General features: G+C 67.0%; 14 protein-coding genes. 5 read left to right on the top strand and 9 right to left on the bottom strand.

The window, feature by feature from the left end; translation table 11 throughout:
- Position 1 precedes the first annotated feature (1 nt).
- The 5 genes from ACS5NL_RS07915 to ACS5NL_RS07895 are packed head-to-tail and all read right to left on the bottom strand — an operon-like array spanning position 2 to position 6,692.
- Positions 2-2,257, bottom strand: coding sequence for a RelA/SpoT family protein (locus ACS5NL_RS07915; RefSeq protein WP_439353185.1), 2,256 nt, complete (start codon positions 2,255-2,257; stop codon positions 2-4).
- A 24-nt stretch (positions 2,258-2,281) separates the two neighbouring features.
- Positions 2,282-3,883 (bottom strand): L-aspartate oxidase, encoded by a 1,602-nt coding sequence (nadB, locus tag ACS5NL_RS07910; protein ID WP_439353184.1) that lies wholly within the window; start codon positions 3,881-3,883, stop codon positions 2,282-2,284.
- Positions 3,880-4,734, bottom strand: coding sequence for a segregation and condensation protein A (locus ACS5NL_RS07905; protein WP_439353183.1), 855 nt, complete (start codon positions 4,732-4,734; stop codon positions 3,880-3,882). The genes nadB and ACS5NL_RS07905 overlap by 4 nt, the downstream gene beginning before the upstream one ends.
- Positions 4,735-4,756: 22 nt before the next feature.
- Positions 4,757-4,969 carry a DUF3460 family protein gene (locus ACS5NL_RS07900; RefSeq protein ID WP_439353182.1) on the bottom strand — a complete coding sequence of 71 codons (213 nt, stop codon included), beginning with the start codon at positions 4,967-4,969 and terminating at the stop codon, positions 4,757-4,759.
- Between the two features lie 58 nt (positions 4,970-5,027).
- On the bottom strand, positions 5,028-6,692 hold the full coding sequence (locus ACS5NL_RS07895; protein ID WP_439353181.1) for a SulP family inorganic anion transporter: 1,665 nt from the start codon (positions 6,690-6,692) through the stop codon (positions 5,028-5,030).
- Between the two features lie 102 nt (positions 6,693-6,794).
- Between ACS5NL_RS07895 and bamE the strand changes: the two genes are divergently transcribed.
- Entirely contained in the window at positions 6,795-7,310 is a 516-nt protein-coding gene (gene bamE, locus ACS5NL_RS07890; protein WP_439353180.1) for an outer membrane protein assembly factor BamE domain-containing protein, read from the top strand.
- 3 nt (positions 7,311-7,313) lie between these two features.
- On the opposite strand, the gene metG is transcribed toward bamE, so the two are convergent.
- Entirely contained in the window at positions 7,314-9,368 is a 2,055-nt protein-coding gene (metG, locus tag ACS5NL_RS07885) for a methionine--tRNA ligase (protein WP_439353179.1), read from the bottom strand.
- Positions 9,369-9,481: 113 nt separating this feature from the next.
- On the opposite strand from metG, the gene apbC reads away from it, so the two are divergent.
- Positions 9,482-10,573 carry an iron-sulfur cluster carrier protein ApbC gene (gene apbC, locus ACS5NL_RS07880; protein ID WP_439353178.1) on the top strand — a complete coding sequence of 364 codons (1,092 nt, stop codon included), beginning with the start codon at positions 9,482-9,484 and terminating at the stop codon, positions 10,571-10,573.
- Here the strand turns inward: apbC and ACS5NL_RS07875 are convergent, their stop codons facing one another.
- The 3 genes from ACS5NL_RS07875 to ACS5NL_RS07865 form a co-directional block, all read right to left on the bottom strand.
- Positions 10,574-11,704, bottom strand: a complete 1,131-nt coding sequence (locus ACS5NL_RS07875; protein ID WP_439353177.1) for an ABC transporter substrate-binding protein — start codon at positions 11,702-11,704, stop codon at positions 10,574-10,576.
- A 127-nt stretch (positions 11,705-11,831) separates the two neighbouring features.
- Complete coding sequence (locus tag ACS5NL_RS07870) at positions 11,832-13,412, bottom strand: benzoate-CoA ligase family protein (RefSeq protein ID WP_439353176.1); 1,581 nt, start codon at positions 13,410-13,412, stop codon at positions 11,832-11,834.
- A gap of 34 nt (positions 13,413-13,446) precedes the next feature.
- Entirely contained in the window at positions 13,447-15,030 is a 1,584-nt protein-coding gene (locus ACS5NL_RS07865) for a 3,4-dehydroadipyl-CoA semialdehyde dehydrogenase (protein WP_439353175.1), read from the bottom strand.
- Positions 15,031-15,205: 175 nt separating this feature from the next.
- Between ACS5NL_RS07865 and ACS5NL_RS07860 the strand changes: the two genes are divergently transcribed.
- The 3 genes from ACS5NL_RS07860 to boxB all read left to right on the top strand — a co-directional run bounded on the left by ACS5NL_RS07860 (position 15,206) and on the right by boxB (position 19,387).
- Entirely contained in the window at positions 15,206-16,135 is a 930-nt protein-coding gene (locus tag ACS5NL_RS07860) for a helix-turn-helix transcriptional regulator (RefSeq protein WP_439353174.1), read from the top strand.
- Positions 16,136-16,259: 124 nt separating this feature from the next.
- Positions 16,260-17,921, top strand: a complete 1,662-nt coding sequence (gene boxC / locus ACS5NL_RS07855) for a 2,3-epoxybenzoyl-CoA dihydrolase (RefSeq protein ID WP_439353173.1) — start codon at positions 16,260-16,262, stop codon at positions 17,919-17,921.
- A 38-nt stretch (positions 17,922-17,959) separates the two neighbouring features.
- Positions 17,960-19,387, top strand: a complete 1,428-nt coding sequence (boxB, locus tag ACS5NL_RS07850) for a benzoyl-CoA 2,3-epoxidase subunit BoxB (protein ID WP_439353172.1) — start codon at positions 17,960-17,962, stop codon at positions 19,385-19,387.
- Positions 19,388-19,500 lie beyond the last annotated feature (113 nt).

Here is a 19,500-nt window from a genome sequence, read left to right as displayed (position 1 = left end):
GTCAGGCGGCCCGGAACCGCTGGGCCTTGATCACCGAGGGGGTGCGCTTGAGGCTGCGCAGCACCTCGGCCAGGTGTCCCCGGTCACGCACCGCGATCGAGAAGCGGATGTCGGTGGCGGTCTGGGCCGGTTCATCGCCCATGTCGACGTGGGTGATGTCGGCTTCGGCCGCCGCGATGGCCGAGGCCACCCGCGCCAGCACACCCTTGCCATCGGCCACGGTCACCACCACGGTGGTCTCGAACGGCCGCACCGGTTCGTCGGCCCATTCGACCTGCAGGAAACGCTCGCCATCGCGCGCCAGCAGGCGCCGGCCGGTCGGGCAGTCGTCGGAGTGCACGATCAGGCCTTCGCCTCGGCCAAGGTACCCGACGATGCGGTCACCGGGAATCGGCTGGCAGCAGCGCGCGTATTGCACCGACAGGCCTTCGCTGCCGTCCAGGCTGACCACACCCTGCGACACCGACTCGTCCTGCCCGGCGGCGTAGCGCTCGGTGCTGATGAGCACGGCATCAGGCTTGAGGCCGGTTTCGGACAGCAACACAGCCAGCTTCTTGCCGACCATGCTGGCGATGCGTTTGCCCATGCCGATGTCGGACAGCAGCTCTTCGCGCGACTTGTTGCCGGTGAAGCGCAGCAGCTTGTCCCAGGTGGCCTTGTGTTCGCCGTCTGCGGTCGGCAGGCTGGCGATGCCTTCGGAACGCAGTGCCTGCTCCAGCATGCGTTCACCCAGCTGGTGCGATTTTTCCTGCGCCAGGGTCTTGAGGTGGTGGCGGATCTTGGAGCGCGCGCGACCGGTCTTGACGAAGGACAGCCAGGCCGGATTGGGTTCGGCGTTCTCCGCGGTGACGATCTCGACCACGTCGCCGTTGGACAGTTCGGTGCGCAGTGGCCGCTGCTCGCCGTTGATGCGGGCGGCGACGGCGCGGTTGCCGACGCCGCTGTGGATGGCGTAGGCGAAGTCCATCACCGTGGCGCCACGCGGCAGCGCCAGGATCTTGCTCTGCGGCGTGAAGACATAGACCGCATCGGGGAACAGGTCGATCTTGATGTGGTCCCAGAACTCGCTGGCGTCGTGGGTCTCCTGCTGGATGTCCAGCAGCGACTGCAGCCACTGAGTGCCCAGGCGCTGCGTGGTGTCGCTGCCTGGCTCGTTGGCCTTGTAGAGCCAGTGGGCGGCCACGCCGGACTCTGCCACCACGTCCATGGCGTGCGTGCGCAGCTGGAACTCGATGTTGGTGCCGAACGGGCCGATGAGGGTGGTGTGCAGCGACTGGTAGCCGTTGACCTTGGGAATGGCCACGTAGTCGCGGAATTTGCCCGGCACCGGCTTGTAGAGCTGGTGCAGCAGACCCATGCCGGTGTAGCAGTCGGTCAGGTCGGGCACGACGATGCGGAAGCCGTAGATGTCGGTCACCTGCGAGAACGACAGGTGCTTGCTGTCCATCTTGCGGTAGACCGAATACAGCGTCTTCTCGCGGCCGACGATGCGCACGGACATGCCCTGGCGAGCGAAGGCGCCCTCGACCTCGCGCTGCACACGGGCGATCAGGTCCTTGCGGCGGGTGCGGGACTTGTTCAGCGCCTTGGACAGGATCTCGTAGCGCCAGGGGTGCAGGAAGCGGAACGACAGGTCCTGCAGCTCGCGGTAGGTGAAATTCAGGCCCAGGCGGTGGGCGATCGGCGCGTAGATTTCCAGCGTCTCGCTGCTGATGCGCTCCCACTTGCTGCGGGGCATGTCGCCCATGGTCCGCATGTTGTGGGTGCGGTCGGCCAGCTTGATCAGGATGACCCGCACGTCCTTGGCCATCGCCAGCAGCATCTTGCGGAAGGACTCGGCCTGGTTCTGCTCGCGCGTGTCAAAGGCCAGCTTCTCCAGCTTGGTCAGGCCGTCGACCAGATCGGCCACTGGTGCGCCGAAGCGCTCGACCAGCTCGGTCTTGCTGACGCCGCAGTCTTCCATGGCGTCGTGCATCAGCGCCGCCATCAGGGCCTGCGCGTCGAGCTTCCATTCGGCGCATTGCGCCGCGACGGCGATCGGGTGGGTGATGTAGGGATCGCCGTTCTTGCGCAACTGGCCCAGATGGGCCTCGTCGGCGAAGCGGTAGGCGCGCCGGATGTTCTCGATGTCGGCCGCGCCGAGGTACTCCAGCCGGCCCAGCAGGGCAGCAAAGCTCGCCGCTGCCGCGCCGTGGGCGGCGGGGTGGGCCTGCGGTGCAGGGGGCGAGAGGCTGCCGGGCGCGGCGGTGGTGGTCATCCCGCTACTGTAGCCTGAGGCGCATCACCTCGCAGGGGGCACGAGGATCGTCGGGCGCGCTTCGGGCAGCTTCTCGGGGTAGTCCAGGCTGTAGTGCAGGCCGCGGCTTTCGCGCCGCAGCATGGCCGACATCACGATCAGGTCGGCGACCTGGACCAGGTTGCGCAGCTCCAGCAGGTCTCGGGTGACGTGGAACTGGGCGTAGAACTCCTGGATTTCACCCTGCAGCAGGGCAATGCGGTGCGCCGCGCGCTCCAGCCGCTTGTTGGTGCGCACGATGCCCACGTAGTCCCACATGAAGCGGCGCAGCTCGTCCCAGTTGTGCGAGATCACGACCTGCTCGTCGGCGTCCTTGACCCGGCTGGCGTCCCAGAGGGGGATCTCGGGCCGGGCGGCCGCAGGCGCGGTGTGGATCGCCTTCACGGCAGCCTGCGCGAACACCATGCACTCGACCAGCGAGTTGCTGGCCAGGCGGTTGGCGCCGTGCAGGCCGGTGCAGGTGGTTTCGCCGACGGCATACAGGCCGTCGATGTCGGTGCGGCCCGACAGGTCGGTGACCACGCCGCCGCAGGTGTAGTGCGCGGCCGGCACGACCGGGATCGGCTCCCTGGTGATGTCGATGCCCAGCTCGGCGCAACGCGCCAGGATGTTGGGGAAGTGCTCCCGCAGGAACTCGGGGCTCTTGTGCGAGATGTCCAGGTGCACGCAGTCCAGCCCGTGCTTCTTCATCTCGTAGTCGATGGCGCGGGCCACGATGTCGCGCGGCGCCAGTTCGGCGCGCGGGTCGTGGTCGGGCATGAAGCGGTGGCCGCCCAGGTGCGGCGGCAGCTTGAGCTGGCCGCCTTCGCCGCGCACCGCCTCGGTGATGAGGAAATTCTTGACGTGCGGGTGGTAGAGGCAGGTCGGGTGGAACTGGATGAATTCCATGTTGCCGACCCGGCAACCGGCGCGCCAGCCGGCCGCGATGCCGTCGCCGGTCGCGGTGTCGGGGTTGGTCGTGTAGAGATACACCTTGCCGGCGCCGCCGGTGGCCAGGATGGTGTGCGGCGCGTTGAAGGTTTCGACCTCGTCGCGGTCCACATCCAGCACATAGGCGCCGTGGCAGCGCAGGGTGCCGTCGCCGGGCTTGTGGCCGGGCAGCTTGGCGTCGGTGATCAGGTCCACCAGCATGTGGTTCTCGAAGAACGTGATGCCGGGGGTCTTGCGGGCCAGGTTGCTCAGCGTGGTCTGCACGGCGGCGCCGGTGGCGTCGGTGGCGTGCACGATGCGGCGGTGGGTGTGGCCGCCTTCGCGGGTCAGGTGCAGCTCGCCGTTCTCGGTCGAAAACGGCACGCCCAGTTCCTGCAGCCAGGCGATCGCGCCGGGCGCATTCTCGACCGTGAACTGTGTCGCTTCCAGGTCGCACAGGCCTGCGCCGGCGACCAGGGTGTCGTCCACGTGGGACGCGTAGCTGTCGCCTTCGGCCAGCACCGCGGCGATGCCGCCCTGCGCCCAGTTGCTGGAGCCGTCGGAGATGCCGCGCTTGGTCACCACGGCCACGCGGTGCGTGGGGGCCAGCTTGAGGGCAGCGGTCAGGCCGGCCAGGCCGCTGCCGATGATGAGGACGTCGAAAGAATGGGTGGTCATGATGCGGGGGTGTAGGCCAGGCGCACGTAGATGGGTGCGAAGGCTTCGGCCTGGGTCAGTTCGATCAGGGTTTCCTTGGCCAGTTCAAGCATGGCGATGAAGGTGACCACCATCACCTGCGCGCCGCGCGAGGGATCGAACAGGTCGCCGAATTCGACGAACTTGCGACCCTGCAGCTGGCGCAGCACGATGCTCATGTGCTCGCGCACCGAAAGTTCTTCGCGGCTGATCTTGTGGTGCTGGACCAGCTTGGCGCGTTTCATGATGTCGCGCCAGGCCGACTGCAGGTCCACCGCGCTCACCTCGGGGAAGCGGGGCTGCAGCGCCTGCTCGACATAGATCTGTGCGCGCAGGAAGTCGCGGCCGTACTGCGGCGCATCCGCCAGGCGCTGGGCCGCCAGCTTCATCTGTTCGTATTCGAGCAGGCGGCGCACCAGCTCGGCGCGCGGGTCTTCGGCTTCTTCGCCCTCGGCCGTCTTCTTCGGCGGCAGCAGCATGCGCGACTTGATCTCGATCAGCATGGCCGCCATGAGCAGGTATTCGGCCGCGAGTTCGAGGTTGCTGGAACGGATTTCGTCCACGTAGCTCAGGTACTGCCGCGTGACTCCCGCCATCGGGATGTCGAGGATGTTGAAGTTCTGCTTGCGGATCAGGTAGAGCAGCAGGTCCAGCGGGCCTTCGAAGGCTTCGAGGAACACCTGCAGGGCGTCGGGCGGGATGTAGAGGTCCCGCGGCATGGAGAACAGCGGCTCGCCGTACAGGCGCGCCAAGGCCACCTGGTCGATCACCTCGGGCAAGACGGCATCCAGCCCCTCCGGGGCCGCGTCAAGCGTGCCGGCCTCGTTGCTCATCGCGGGTTCGGGTCAAGCCGGCTCAGTGCGGGTCCGGTTTGGTCTGGTAGACGTAGGGCTGCTGGGGCACGCTGGCGGCCTGCGCCTGGGCCTGCAGGTCGCGGTCGACCGCCTGGTCCCACAGCAGGGCACGGCCTTCGCGCTGGCCCTGTTCCAGTTCGGGGCGGCTGGCCTTGAGCTGGTCGATGAATTGCGTCGCGTCGGAGGTGTAGTGGGGGCGGCCGAAGATGTTCATGTCGGGGTTGCGCGGAGGCGATGACAGCAGAATCCGCTGATTTTACCGGTCCGGGTGCTCAGGCGTGCCCGGCGCCAGTGTTCTCGCCCCGCAGGCGGGCGCCAAAGCCGGAGCGTTCGATCAGCGAGTTCGGCTGGGGGTTGAGGTGGTTGAGCACCAGCTGGCCGCCGCGTTTGCCGACCAGCTTGTGCAATTGCTCCAGGGCATCCAGTCCGGACGTGTCGAGCGAAATCAGCTGGCCGGCATCCAGCTCGACCCGGACCCCGGCCGGCGATGTCTCCACCACCGACACGATCGGATCGATCTTGGACACAGCGCCGAAAAACAGCGAGCCATAGAGACGGAACTGCACCAGGCCCGGATGCTGCTGCGGCAGCGGATCGGCGCGGAAGATGTCGCTCTGGCGGCGCACGAACAGCAGGCAGGCCAGCACCAGACCCAGCTCGACCGCCACCGTCAGGTCGAACACGATGGTCACCAGGAAGGTCGACAGCATCATCAGCCGGTAGTGGTTGCTGAAGTGCCTGAGGCGGCCGAATTCGCGCCATTCCCCCATGTTCCAGGCCACGAACAGCAGAACGCCGGCCAGCACCGCCAGCGGAATGTGCTGCGCCAGCGGCGCTGCGATCAGCACCACGGCCGCCAGCGTGGCCGCGTGCACGATGCCCGCGATGGGCGATACCGCGCCGGAGCGGATGTTGGTCACGGTGCGGGCGATGGTGCCGGTGGCCGGCATGCCGCCGAAGAACGGCACCACGAAGTTCGCCACGCCCTGGGCCATCAGTTCCTGGTTCGGGTCGTGCTTGGGGGTGTCGCTGAGCTGGTCGGCCACCCGCGCACAGAGCAGCGATTCGATGGCGCCCAGCAGCGCGATCGTCAGCGTCGGCGTGACCAGCTGCTTGGCGGTCTGCCAGGAGAACTCGGGCAGAGCCAGCGCCGGCAGGCCTTGCGGAATGCCGCCGAAACGGGTGCCGATGGTCTCGACCGGCAGCTTCATGGCCCAGGCCAGCAGCGACAGCGTGACCAGGGCGACCACCGGCGCGGGCAGCCGCGAGGTGGCCTTGAGCGCGCTCATGGTGTCGACCTGTTCGAGCTGGCGGCGGAACTGCGAGTCCACCGCCCACAGCCGCGGCCAGACAAACAGGCCGATCACGCACAGCGCGCCGAGCCCGAAGGCGTAGGGATTGAAGCTGCCGAGGTGGTGCGCGATGGTGCCGATCTGGCTGAAGAAATCGCCCGGCATCTTGGCAATGTCCAGCCCCAGCCAGTCGCGCACCTGCGACAGCGCGATCAGCACCGCGATGCCGTTGGTGAAGCCGATCACCACGCTCACCGGCACATAGCGCACCAGGGTGCCGAGCCGGAACAGGCCGAGCAGAAACAGCAGAACGCCCGCGCTGGCGGTGGCGATCAGCAGGTTGGCCACGCCGTAGCGCTCTACGATGCCGTAGACGATGACGATGAAGGCGCCGGCCGGGCCGCCGATCTGCACCGAGGTCCCGCCCAGGGCCGAGATCAGGAAGCCGGCGATGATGGCCGTCCACAGTCCGGCTTCGGGTTTGAGGCCGCTGGCAATCGCAAAGGCCATGGCCAGCGGCAGGGCGACGATGCCGACCGTGGCGCCCGCGCCCATGTCGCGCCCGAGCTTCTCGCCGTTGTAGCCACGAAGGTCTTGCAGCAGTCGCGGCCGGAACGGCGCCAGCGGGGGCAGGTTGTTCAGCATCGGCAAATGTTACTGCGTGATACGGACCCGGATGCCGCACAGATCAAGGCTTGTGCAGGTTTACACTGGATTTTTCACTGTCCGGTGTTCACCATGCACTCAATGACACTGACGATGCGGGAGCGGATTCGCACGGGCCTTTGCCTGGTCTTCACCCTGCTGGCGCTCGCCGCCTGCGACCAGCGCGCCATCGGCGAGCTCGAGGAAGGCGTGTCGACCGAAGCCGATGTGAAGGAAAAATTCGGGCCGCCCGAAGCAGTCTGGGACGGGCCGGACGGCGCACAGATCTACGAGTACAACCGCCAGCCGGCGGGCTACCAGAACTACCAGATCACCATCGGGCCGGACGGCAAGATGGCGGCGCTCAAGCAGGTGCTCAACCCGCGCACCTTCGCGCAGATCCAGCCGGGCATGCCGATGGAAGCGGTGCGCAAGCTGCTGGGCAAACCGATGAAGATCACCACCTACGACCTGAAGAAGGAAACGCACTACGACTGGCGCTGGCGCGACGGTCCGAACGAGAGCGATTCCAAGGTCTTCACGGTGGTGTTTAACCCCGACCTGCGGGTGCTGTCGACGATGAGCGTGCCCGATCCCGATCTCGACCGGGCACGCTGAGTCTCAGTGGATGCGCATGCCGGGCGTCGCGCCCGGCCAGGGCTGCAGCACGTGGATGCCGGGCTGTGCCTTTTCATCGGCGTGGCTGGCGGCCAGCACCATGCCTTCGCTGACGCCGAACTTCATCTTGCGCGGCGCCAGGTTGGCGACCATCACGGTCAGCTTGCCTTCCAGGTCTTCCGGCTTGTACATGCTGGCGATGCCGCTGAACACGTTGCGCGTGCGGCCTTCGCCCACGTCCAGCGTCAGGCGCAGCAGCTTGGTCGAGCCTTCGACCGCTTCGCACTTGACGATCTGCGCGATGCGCAGGTCGACCTTGGCGAAGTCGTCGATGGAGATGGTCGGGGCGATCTCTTCGCCACCCGGCACGGTCTTGGGTTCTTCGGGGGCCGGCGGCGGCTCGAACAGGGCGTCGAGCTGCTTGATGTCCACCCGCTGCATCAGGTGCTGGTAGGCGCCGATGGCATGACCGGCACCCAGCAGGCGGCCGGCGTCGGCGAAGGTCAGCGGCGCGACCTGCAGGAAGGCTTCCACGTTCTCGGCCAGCGCTGGCAGCACCGGCTTGAGGTAGAGCGAGATCAGGCGGAAGGCTTCGATGCAGGTGCTGCACACGTCCTGCAGACGGCCGTCCATGCCGTCCTGCTTGGCCAGTTCCCAGGGCTTGTTCTGGTCCACGTAGGCGTTCACCCGGTCGGCCAGTTGCATGATTTCGCGCAGGGCCTTGCCGTATTCGCGCTCGGCGTACAGCTCGGTCACCGTGGGGGCCAGGCTCTGCAGGTGGTCCAGCAGCGCGTCGCCGTCGGCCGACACGGTTCCCAGCTTGCCTTCAAAGCGCTTGGCGATGAAACCGGCCGCGCGCGAGGCGATGTTGATGTACTTGCCCACCAGGTCGCTGTTGACGCGCAGCATGAAGTCGTCGCGATTGAAGTCCACGTCTTCGTTCTTGCCCGACAGCTTGGCCGCCAGGTAGTAGCGCAGCCACTCGGGGTTCATGCCCAGGTCCAGGTACTTCAGCGGGTTCAGGCCGGTGCCCCGGCTCTTGCTCATCTTCTCGCCGTTGTTGATGGTGAGGAAGCCGTGCACGAACACCTTGTTGGGCACCTTGCGGCCGCTGAACTTCAGCATCGCGGGCCAGAACAGGGTGTGGAAGGTGATGATGTCCTTGCCGATGAAGTGGTACTGCTCGGTGGCGGGGTCGGCCATGAAGGCGTCGTAGTCGCGGCCGGTCTTGCCAAAGTAGTTCTTGAGCGAGGCCAGGTAGCCGATCGGCGCGTCCAGCCAGACGTAGAAGTACTTGCCCGGGGCGTCGGGGATTTCGATGCCGAAGTAGGGCGCGTCGCGGCTGATGTCCCAGTCGCCCATCTTGGGCTTGCCGTCTTCGCCGGGCTCGATCCATTCGCTGATCTTGTTGAGCACTTCGGGCTGCACCGCGCCGCTCTGCGTCCACTGGTCCAGGAAGGCCAGGCAGCGCGGGTCGGACAGCTTGAAGAAGAAGTGCTCCGAATTCTTCAGCACCGGCGTGGCGCCGGACAGGGCCGAGTACGGGTTTTTCAGCTCGGTGGGCGCATAGACGGCACCGCAGACTTCGCAGTTGTCGCCGTACTGGTCTTTCGCGCCGCACTTGGGGCATTCGCCCTTGATGAAGCGGTCGGGCAGGAACATGTTCTTCTCGGGGTCGAAGAACTGTTCGATGGTGCGGGTCTCGATCAGGTCGTTGGCCCGCAGGTCGCGGTAGACGGCCTGGGCCAGCTCGTGGTTTTCCGGGCCGTCGGTGCTGTGCCAGTTGTCAAAACCGATGTGGAAGCCGTCCAGGTAGGGCTTGCGGCCGGCGGCGATGTCGGCCACGAACTGCTGCGGTGTCTTGCCGGCCTTTTCGGCCGCGATCATGATCGGCGCGCCGTGCGTGTCGTCGGCGCAGACGAAATGCACCTCATGGCCCTGCATGCGCTGGAACCGCACCCAGATGTCGGCCTGGATGTATTCCATGATGTGGCCGATGTGGAAATGGCCGTTGGCGTAGGGCAGGGCGGTGGTGACGAACAGGCGTCGCTGGCTCATGGCGAGATTCTTTCTGCAAGGTAACCCGCAATTTTAGGCGGGGCATGCCGACACCGTTAGACTTCGGTCCGATTCTTCATACCCCCACCCCCGTTCCCCGGAGAGCCCGTTCCATGGCCGTCGACACCCAAGCGCTGCTTGCCGCCCTGCAGGCGGTCACCGATCCCAACACCGGCAAGGACTTCGTGTCCACCAAGGCGCTAAAGAACCTGCAGGCCGACCACGGCGATGTGTCCTTCGACGTGGAGCTGGGTTATCCCGCCAAGAGCCAGATCCCGGCCCTGCGCCGCGCGCTCATCGAGGCCGCCCGGTCGGTGCCCGGTGTGGAAAACGTGTCGGTCAACCTGTCGGTCAGGATCGTGGCGCACGCGGTGCAGCGCGGCGTGCAGCTGCTGCCCAGCGTCAAGAACATCATCGCCGTCGCCTCGGGCAAGGGCGGCGTGGGCAAGAGCACCACCGCCGTGAACCTGGCGCTGGCGCTGGCCGCCGAGGGTGCCCGGGTCGGCATCCTGGACGCCGACATCTACGGCCCCAGCCAGCCCATGATGATGGGCATCGAGGGCCGGCCCGAGAGCACCGACGGCAAGACCATGGAACCGCTGGAAAACCACGGGATCCAGGTCAGCTCCATCGGCTTCCTGGTCGACAAGGACGAGGCCATGATCTGGCGCGGCCCCATGGCCACCCAGGCGCTGGAGCAGCTGCTGCGCCAGACCAACTGGAAGGATCTGGACTACCTGATCGTCGACATGCCGCCGGGCACCGGCGACATCCAGCTCACGCTCAGCCAGCGCGTGCCCATCACCGGCGCGGTGATCGTGACCACGCCGCAGGACATCGCCCTGCTGGACGCGCGCAAGGGCATCAAGATGTTCGAGAAGGTGGGCGTGCCCATCCTGGGCATCGTCGAGAACATGGCGGTCTACTGCTGCCCGAACTGCGGTCACACCGAACACATCTTCGGTGCCGAAGGCGGCAAGAAGATGGCGGCCGAGTACGGCATGGACTTCCTGGGCGAGCTGCCGCTGAACATGAGCATCCGCGTGCAGGCCGACAGCGGCCGGCCCACCGTGGTGGCCGACCCCGACAGCGAGATCGCCGGCATCTACCGGACGGTGGCGCGCCAGGTGGCGATCAAGATCGCGGCCCGCGCCAAGGACTTTTCCAGCAAGTTCCCGTCGATCAAGATCTCCAAGGACACCTGATCAGTAGCGCAGGCGCCCTTCGGCGTCGATGATCGCCAGCTCCACGTAGTCGGAGCCGTTGTGTGATTGCGGGGAATACCGGGCCGTGAAGCGGCCGAAGGCGATTTCCCCCGCGCCTTCCATGGTCCGCACGAAACTGGCCGTGCTCAGGTCGCGCCCGGTGCGGCGCAGGCCTTCGACCAGCAGCCTTGCATGTACGAAGCCCTCGAACTGCGAGGCCGAGGGTTGGGCGGCGGTCGACTTTGCCGACAGCAGCTTCTGGTACTCGGCCACCACCGGGATGGTGGTGTTGCGCAGCGAAGGCATGATCTGCGCGAGGATGATGCCGCGCGCCTTGTCCTTGAGTTCGCGGTTGATCACGTCCAGGCTGGCGACCGAATAGCCGTAGAACACCGGGCGAGCCGACGTGGCCAGCACCGCCTTGGCGTAGCTGGGAAAGGTCAGGCCGGCGGTGCCCACGATCACGGCCTGTGGATTGGCCTGCGCGGTGGCGACGGCCGCCGCCGCGAAATCGGGCGCGGCGGGGTCGACCTTGATCTCCGCCACCAGCGGCAGGTTCTCGGCCGCCGAAGCCTTCCTGATTTCGCCCAGCAGCGTCTTGCCCAGACCGTCGTCCTGGTAGAAAAAAGCCACCCGCTGGACGCCGAGCTGCTTGAGCTGGGTGACGATCTTCTCGGTTTCGCTGGCGTAGCCCGCCCGCACATGGAACAGGTAGGGGTTGGCGCCTTCGCGCAGCGAGGAGGCGCCCGTCACCGGACCGAACAGCACGGTCTTCGACTCCTTGAGCAGCGGCAGCACGGCGGCCGTCTGGGCGGTGCCGGTGCTGTTGAACAGCATGAAGACCTTCTGCTCCTCGATCAGCTTGCGGGTGTTCTCCACGGCGCGCCTGGGGTCGAAGGCGTCGTCGATCGTGGTGAAGCTGATCTTGCGGCCGTGGATGCCGCCAGCCGCGTTGACGGCGTCGAACAGCAACCGTGCGCCCTCGCCGTACTGGACGGTCTGCGGTCCCAGCGGACCGGTCAGCACCTGGGAGGCACCGAGCCGGATTTCCGTCGCACTCACCCCGTCGTCGCCCGCGAACGCGGTCGTGGCCAACAGCCAGACACACGCGCCGATCCACCGCTTCACCATGCCGTCTCCTTTGTATGTGGTGTGATGACGGGAGTTTGGTTATGTTGAAAAACCAATGCAAGCGGCCCGGCACCGGGTTTTCCCGGGACCGGGCCGGAGCGGCCGATGGGCGGTGGTGCAGCGGGAATCAGTGGCTGACGAACAGCCGCTGGTTCTCCAGCTCGCGCAGCTTGAAGCGCTGGATCTTGCCGGTGGCGGTCTTGGGCAGCTCGCTCACGAACTCGATGAAGCGCGGGTATTTGTAGGGCGCGAGCTTCTCCTTCACGAAGGCCTGCAGCTCGGCCTCGGTGGCCTGCTGGCCGGGCTTGAGCACCACGAAGGCCTTGGTCTTGGTCAGGCCCTCGCCGTCGTTCTTGCCGATCACCGCCACCTCCAGCACCGCCGGGTGCTGCACCAGCGTGGCCTCGACCTCGAACGGGCTCACATAGATGCCGCTGACCTTGAGCATGTCGTCGTTGCGGCCGGCGTAGGTGTAGTAGCCGTCGGGGTCGCGCAGGTACTTGTCGCCGCTCTTGGTCCAGTTGCCCTGGAAGGTGTCGCGCGACTTGCCGCGGTTGTTCCAGTACATCAGCGCGGCGCTCGGACCCTGGATGTAGAGGTCGCCGATCTGGTTGTGGGTGGTGACGACGCTGCCGTCTTCGTCGCGCAGCTGCACTTCGTAGCCGGGCACGGCCTTGCCGGTGGTGCCGTAGCGCACGTCGCCGGGCTTGTTGGACAGGAAGATGTGCAGCATCTCGGTCGAGCCGATGCCGTCGATGATTTCGCAGCCGAAGTGCGCGGTCCAGCGCTCGCCGATGTCGCGCGGCAGCGCCTCGCCGGCCGACGAGCACAGGCGCAGCGACACCGCGCTTTTGGCCGGCAGGTCGGGCGCGGCCAGCATGCCGCCGTAGCCGGTGGGCGCGCCGTAGAACACGGTCGGCTGGTGCTGCGTCATGCGCTGGAAGCAGGCCTGCGGCGTGGGCCGTTCGGCCATCAGCACCACGCTGGCGCCGACCGACAGCGGGAACGACAGCGCATTGCCCAGGCCGTAGGCGAAGAACAGCTTGGCGGCCGAGAACACGACATCGCTTTCCCTGAGCCGAAGCACGTCCTTGCCATACAGCTCGGCCGTCCAGTAGAGGTTGGCCTGGGTGTGCACCGTGCCCTTGGGGGCGCCGGTGGAGCCGCTGGAATAGAGCCAGAACGCGGGTTCGTCGCCATGCGTGTTGGCGCCGGCGCCCGGCGCGGTGGACGCCACCAGCGTCGCCCAGTCGTGCGCGCCCTCGGGCAGCGGGTCCTTGCTGCGCGAGACGATCAGCTGTTTCACTTCGTGCCGGCCATCGGCCAGCGCGGTCTGCAGCGTGGGCAGCAGCAGGCCCGACACCAGCGCGGCCTGTGCGCGGCTGTCGGCCAGCATGTAGGCGTAGTCCTTGGCGGTCAGCAGGGTGTTCACGCACACCGGCACCACGCCCGCGTGCAACGCCCCCAGGAAGCTCACGATCCAGTCGCTGCTGTCGTGCATCAGCAGCAGCACGCGGTCTTCGCGGCGCAGGCCCAGCGCGGTCAGCGCGGCCGAGCAGCGCTGCACCTGGTCGGCCAGCTGGCCGTAGGTGAGGGTGCCCGCGTCGTCGATCAGCGCGGTCTTGTCGCTGCGACCGGCGTTGACCTCGATCAGATGGCGAGCGAAGTTGAATCGGTCCGGCGGCGGGGCGGTTTCTTTGTGGCTCATGGCTTGTCTCCTGTCGTGGTGTCTCTGTCGGACATCAGGGCTTGAACGGTACGCCCGAGGCGGCCAGTGCGTCGAGTGCCGCGCTGCTGGCCTGCACCGCGCTGCGGCGGTGGTAGAAGCCCAGCGCGCGCAGGCCGCCCAGTTCCTCACCGCCGCCGGCGCGGCCGGGGCCACCGTGCAGGCTCATGGGCATCACGTTGCCGTGGCCGGTCTGGCTGGCGGCGACATCGGGGCTGATGGCGTGCACACGGCCGTGGCTGTCGGCCAGTTCGGCGGCGGCGCGGGCAATGAAGACCGGGTCTTCGCTGTAGACCGACACCACCAGCGAGCCCTCGCCACGGCGGATCAGGTCCCAGGCCTCGTCTTCGTCTTCGTAGGCCATCAGGGTCGCCACCGGGCCGAACACCTCGACCTCGTGCAGCAGCTTGGCCTGTCCCGGGTCGCGGTGGCCGAGCAGGGTGGGGGCGACACAGGCCGACACGGTGGGGTCGGCATCGACCAGGGCGGTCTCGCTGCCGTCGTGCAGCACCAGGGCTTCGTGGCAGAGTGCCTCGATGCCGTGCAGCACGCTGCGCTTCTGTTCCAGGCTGACCAGCGCGCCCATGCGCACCCCTTCGTTGCGCGGGTTGCCCACCGTGATCTTGGCCAGCTTGGCGGAGATCGCATCGGCCGCTGCGTCGAACAGTTCCAGCGGCACGAAGATGCGGCGGATCGCGGTGCACTTCTGGCCGCTCTTGACCGTTATCTCGCGCACCACCTCGCTGACCAGCAGGTTGAAGGCTTCGCTGCCTTCGGTGGCGGACGGATCGAGCAGCGCGCTGTTGAGGCTGTCGGCCTCGATGTTGCAGCGCACGGAGCGCTGTGCCACGGCCGGGTGGCTGCGGATCAGGCGCGCCGTCTCGGCCGAGCCGGTGAAGCTCACCACGTCGAACGGCTGCAGCTGGTCCATCAGGTGCGCGGACGAACCGCAGATCACCGACAGCGCGCCGGCCGGCAGCACGCCCGCATCGACCACGTCTTTCACCATGCGCTGCGTCAGCCAGGCGGTCGCGGTGGCGGGCTTGACGATCACCGGCACGCCCGACAGCAGGGCGGGCGCGGCCTTTTCCCACAGGCCCCAGCTCGGGAAGTTGAAGGCGTTGATGAACAGCGCCACACCGCGCGTGGGGTTGAGCACGTGCTGGGTCTGGAACAGCGGGTCCTTGCCCATGCGGATGCGCTCGCCGTCCAGCAGGCATTTCGCGTCGCCGAGGGCCTCACCCTGTTTCGCGTAGGTGCCCAGCGTGAAGATGCCGCCGTCGATGTCGACCGCCGAATCGTTCTTGGTGGTGCCGCAGTTGGCGGTGGCGATCTCGTAATAGGCGTCGCGGTGGGCCTGCAGGACCTTGACTACCTCGCCCAGCAGCGCGGCGCGCTGTCGGTAGGTCAGGGCCCGCAGGGCGCTGCCGCCGGTGTCGCGGGCGAAGTGGAAACCCTCGGCCAGGTCCAGCCCGGTGTTGTCGACCCGCACCAGCGGCGTGCCCAGCACGGGGTCCTTGAGGGTGGTGCCATGGCCAGACCCGGTCTGCCAGCGGCCGGCCAGGAAGTTCGGAAGCAGGGGGGTGTCGTTGTGGGGCATGGCGGTGGGAGGATGCAGCGGTTTGCGTAAACGCCGTGGTCGCGGCGGCGGAATGACGGTATAAATGCACTATCTTGCGTCCCGGTCAGTATGCAGTAAAGTGCATGTTTGTGGGATCGCCAAAGCCTAGGGTTTTCCCGAGGCAGACCCCGGATCAGACGAAAGGCGCGCACCCATGGTCGCCAGCGACACCCTCACCGTCAACCCCTCCGCCCCGGCCGAGGAGGCCGAAGAACGCCACCCGTTCCTGGTGGCGCTGGGCGAGCGCGTGCGCAACCTGCGCTCGCGCAAGGGCATGACGCGCAAGGCCGTGGCGATCGCGGCCGACGTGTCCGAGCGGCATCTCGCCAACCTCGAATACGGCACCGGCAACGCCTCCATCCTGGTGCTGCTGCAGGTGGCGCAGGCGCTGCACTGCTCGCTGGCCGAACTGATCGGCGATGTGAGCACCTCCTCACCGGAATGGCTGCTGATCCGCGAGCTGCTGCAGGGCCGCAACGAGGCCGACCTGCGCCGTTCGCGGCTGCAGCTGGCCGAGCTGCTGGGGGCCAGCGGCGGGGTGGATACGCAGGGCCGGCTGGCGCGTGTGGCGCTGATCGGCCTGCGCGGCGCGGGCAAGTCCACGCTGGGCCAGCGCCTGGCGGACGACCTGGGGTTTCCGTTCATCGAACTGAGCCGCCAGATCGAGCAGTTCGCCGGCTGCAGCATCAGCGAGATCCACAACCTGTATGGCGCCAACGCCTACCGCCGCTATGAGCGCCGCGCGCTGGAAGAAGCGATCCAGATCTACCCCGAGGTGGTGATCGCCACGCCCGGTGGCCTGGTGGCCGATTCGGCCAACTTCAACCTGCTGCTGCAGCACTGCACCACGGTCTGGCTGCAGGCCGACGCCAGCGACCACATGGGCCGGGTGGCGGCGCAGGGCGACATGCGCCCCATGGCCGCCAGCCGGGAGGCGATGGAAGATCTCAAGCGCATCCTGGAAGGGCGCGCCGCGTTCTACTCGAAGGCCGATCTGGCCTTCAACACCAGCGCCCAGCCGCTGGAACAAAGCTTCACCCTGCTGCGCCGGCAGGTGCGGGAGCTGCTGCACCTGCCCGCCTGAACCGCTCATCGGTTGTGGGCCTACATGCACAAAAATGCATTTGACTGCATCCCAATTCATGCACTATGATGCATGTCATCGGATGCCAGACCGGCATCACGTTGCCACCCCAGGAGACAACACCATGACCGCCACCGCCCCCCGCGTCGACTACCAGACCCACCCTTCGCGCTACCAGCACGTCAAGCTCGGCTTTGACGGCGCCGTCGCCACGCTGTCGCTGGCCATCAACGAAGACGCCGGCATCCGCCCCGGCTACAAGCTCAAGCTCAACAGCTACGACCTGGGCGTGGACATCGAGTTGCACGACGCGCTGCAGCGCATCCGCTTCGAGCACCCGGAAGTGCGCACCGTGGTGGTGACCAGCCTGAAAGACCGCGTGTTCTGCTCGGGCGCCAACATCTTCATGCTGGGCCTGTCGACCCACGGCTGGAAGGTCAACTTCTGCAAGTTCACCAACGAGACCCGCAACGGCATCGAAGACTCGTCGCGGTACAGCGGCCTGAAGTTCGTCGCCGGCCTCAACGGCGCCTGCGCCGGTGGCGGCTACGAGCTGGCCCTGGCCTGCGATGAAATCGTGCTGGTGGACGACCGCAGCAGCTCGGTGAGCCTGCCCGAGGTGCCGCTGCTGGGCGTGCTGCCCGGCACCGGCGGTCTGACCCGCGTGACCGACAAGCGCCATGTGCGCCACGACCTGGCCGACATCTTCTGCACCAGCGTCGAAGGTGTGCGCGGCCAGAAGGCCGTGGACTGGCGCCTGGTCGACGCGATCGCCAAGCCCGCCGTGTTCCAGCAGGCGGTGCGCGAGCGCGCCGAGCGTCTGGCCGCCGGCAGCACCCGCCCGGCCGGTGCCCAAGGCGTGGAACTGACCCCGCTGAACCGCAGCATCGAAGCCGACCGGCTGGCCTACACGAACGTCACGGTCGAGATCGACCGCGCCAAGCGCGTCGCCACCTTCACCGTCAAGGCCCCGCAGGGCGCCCAGCCGACCGACGTGGCCGGCATCGAGGCCGCGGGCGCCAGCTGGTACCCGCTGCAGATGGTGCGCGAGCTGGACGACGCCATCCTGCACATGCGCACCAACGAACTGGAGATCGGTTCCTGGCTGCTCAAGACCGTGGGCGATGCCGCCGCGGTGCTGGCCAACGACGCGCTGATGCTGGCCCACAAGGACCACTGGTTCGTCAACGAAACCATCGGCCACCTGCGCCGCACGCTGGCGCGCCTGGACGTGTCCTCGCGCTCGCTGTTTGCGCTGATCGAGCCGGGCTCGTGCTTCGCCGGCACGCTGGCCGAGCTGGCCTTCTGCGCCGACCGCAGCTACCAGCTGGTGCTGCCCGACGAGCCGGCCAAGCAGCCCACGCTGACGCTGAGCGAGATGAACTTCGGTTTCTTCCCCATGGTCAACGACCAGTCGCGCCTGCAGCGCCGCTTCTACGAAGAGGTGCCCGCCATGGAAGCCGCGCGTGGTGCCATCGGCCAGGCGCTGGATGGTGACGCCGCCGTGAAGCTGGGCCTGGTGACCGTCGCGCCCGACGACATCGACTGGGCCGACGAGATCCGCCTGGTGCTGGAAGAGCGCGCCGCCATGTCGCCCGACGCCTTGACCGGCCTGGAAGCCAACCTGCGTTTCGCGCAGAAGGAAAACATGGCCACCCGCATCTTCGGCCGCCTCACCGCCTGGCAGAACTGGATCTTCCAGCGCCCCAACGCCGTCGGCGAAAAGGGTGCGCTCAAGGTCTACGGCAAGGGCGACAAGGCCCAGTTTGATTTCAACCGCGTCTGAACCCGTCCCACGATCCATCCACCCGCAGGAGCCAAGCCATGTCGAGCATCAACTACAGCGAGAAGATCCCCAACAACGTCAACCTCAGCGAAGACCGCACGCTGCAGCGCGCGCTGGAACACTGGCAACCCAACTACCTTCAGTGGTGGAACGACATGGGTCCGGACGGCTCGCAGAACTTCGACGTCTACCTGCGCACGGCGGTCAGCGTCGATCCGCAGGGCTGGGCGCAGTTCGGCCACGTGAAGATGCCCGACTACCGCTGGGGCATCTTCCTGAATCCCGCCGAACAGGACCGCAAGATCCACTTCGGTGACCACGTGGGCGAAGCCGCCTGGCAGGACGTGCCTGGCGAACACCGCGCCAACCTGCGCCGCATCATCGTGACGCAAGGCGACACCGAGCCGGCGTCGGTCGAGCAGCAGCGCCACCTGGGCCTGACCTGCCCGAGCCAGTACGACCTGCGCAACCTGTTCCAGGTCAACGTGGAAGAGGGCCGCCACCTCTGGGCCATGGTCTACCTGCTGCACAAGTACTTCGGCAAGGACGGCCGCGAAGAAGCCGAGGCCCTGCTGGAGCGCAACAGCGGCAACGCCGACAACCCGCGCATCCTGCAGGCCTTCAACGAGAAGACGCCCGACTGGCTGAGCTTCTTCATGTTCACCTACTTCACCGACCGCGACGGCAAGTTCCAGCTGTGTGCGCTGGCCGAGTCCAGCTTCGACCCGCTGGCCCGCACGACGAAGTTCATGCTGACCGAAGAAGCGCACCACATGTTCGTGGGCGAATCCGGCGTGGGCCGTGTGATCCAGCGCACCGTCAACGCGATGAACGAGCTCAAGACCGACGACGTGGGCAAGCTGCGCGCGGCCGGCGTGATCGATCTGCCGACGATCCAGCGCTACATCAACTTCCACTTCTCGGTGACGATCGACCTGTTCGGCGCCGACCAGTCGTCCAACGCCGCCACCTTCTACAGCTCGGGCCTGAAGGGCCGCTACGAAGAAGGCAAGCGCAGCGACGACCACCTGCTCAAGGGCAACACCTACAAGATCCTGTCGGTGGAAGACGGCAAGCTGCTGGAGAAGGACGTGCCGATGCTCAACGCGCTCAACGAAGTGCTGCGCGACGACTACATCAAGGACTCGGTCGGCGGCGTCGAGCGCTGGAACCGGATCATCGAGAAGGCCGGTGTCGACTTCCGCCTGAAGGTGCCGCACAAGGCCTTCCACCGCAACATCGGCAGCCTCGCCGGTGTCAAGGTCAGCCCGGACGGCCGCGTGGTGCCGGACCACGAGTGGAACCAGAAGGTCGAGGAATGGCTGCCGTCCGACACCGACCGCGCCTACGTCGGTTCGCTGATGGGCCGCGTGACCGAAGCCGGCAAGTTCGCCAACTGGATCGCGCCGCCGGTCATGGGCATCAACCGCCAGCCGGTCGATTTCGAATACGTCCGCTTCAACTGACCTGTCAGCAAGCTGCCTGTGCTCCAACGCTCGCGAGCCCCGCGAGCGTGAGCCCGGATGGCTGGCGCAGTGAGGTAAAAGGAAGAGCCGGCCGCAGGCCGGCGGGGGACACG

Origin of the sequence: Hydrogenophaga sedimenti, assembly GCF_051857515.1 — a bacterium.
Lineage (GTDB): Bacteria > Pseudomonadota > Gammaproteobacteria > Burkholderiales > Burkholderiaceae_C > Hydrogenophaga.
Note: the sequence above shows the minus strand (reverse complement) of the source record. Positions and strands in the feature narration are given on the sequence as shown.

Coding starts and splice junctions, on each gene's coding strand:
- ACS5NL_RS07915 (WP_439353185.1), bottom strand. CDS start 2,257: ATGACCACCACCGCCGCGCCCGGCAGCCTCTCGCCCCCTGCACCGCAG.
- nadB (WP_439353184.1), bottom strand. CDS start 3,883: ATGACCACCCATTCTTTCGACGTCCTCATCATCGGCAGCGGCCTGGCC.
- ACS5NL_RS07905 (WP_439353183.1), bottom strand. CDS start 4,734: ATGAGCAACGAGGCCGGCACGCTTGACGCGGCCCCGGAGGGGCTGGAT.
- ACS5NL_RS07900 (WP_439353182.1), bottom strand. CDS start 4,969: ATGAACATCTTCGGCCGCCCCCACTACACCTCCGACGCGACGCAATTC.
- ACS5NL_RS07895 (WP_439353181.1), bottom strand. CDS start 6,692: ATGCTGAACAACCTGCCCCCGCTGGCGCCGTTCCGGCCGCGACTGCTG.
- bamE (WP_439353180.1), top strand. CDS start 6,795: ATGACACTGACGATGCGGGAGCGGATTCGCACGGGCCTTTGCCTGGTC.
- metG (WP_439353179.1), bottom strand. CDS start 9,368: ATGAGCCAGCGACGCCTGTTCGTCACCACCGCCCTGCCCTACGCCAAC.
- apbC (WP_439353178.1), top strand. CDS start 9,482: ATGGCCGTCGACACCCAAGCGCTGCTTGCCGCCCTGCAGGCGGTCACC.
- ACS5NL_RS07875 (WP_439353177.1), bottom strand. CDS start 11,704: ATGGTGAAGCGGTGGATCGGCGCGTGTGTCTGGCTGTTGGCCACGACC.
- ACS5NL_RS07870 (WP_439353176.1), bottom strand. CDS start 13,412: ATGAGCCACAAAGAAACCGCCCCGCCGCCGGACCGATTCAACTTCGCT.
- ACS5NL_RS07865 (WP_439353175.1), bottom strand. CDS start 15,030: ATGCCCCACAACGACACCCCCCTGCTTCCGAACTTCCTGGCCGGCCGC.
- ACS5NL_RS07860 (WP_439353174.1), top strand. CDS start 15,206: ATGGTCGCCAGCGACACCCTCACCGTCAACCCCTCCGCCCCGGCCGAG.
- boxC (WP_439353173.1), top strand. CDS start 16,260: ATGACCGCCACCGCCCCCCGCGTCGACTACCAGACCCACCCTTCGCGC.
- boxB (WP_439353172.1), top strand. CDS start 17,960: ATGTCGAGCATCAACTACAGCGAGAAGATCCCCAACAACGTCAACCTC.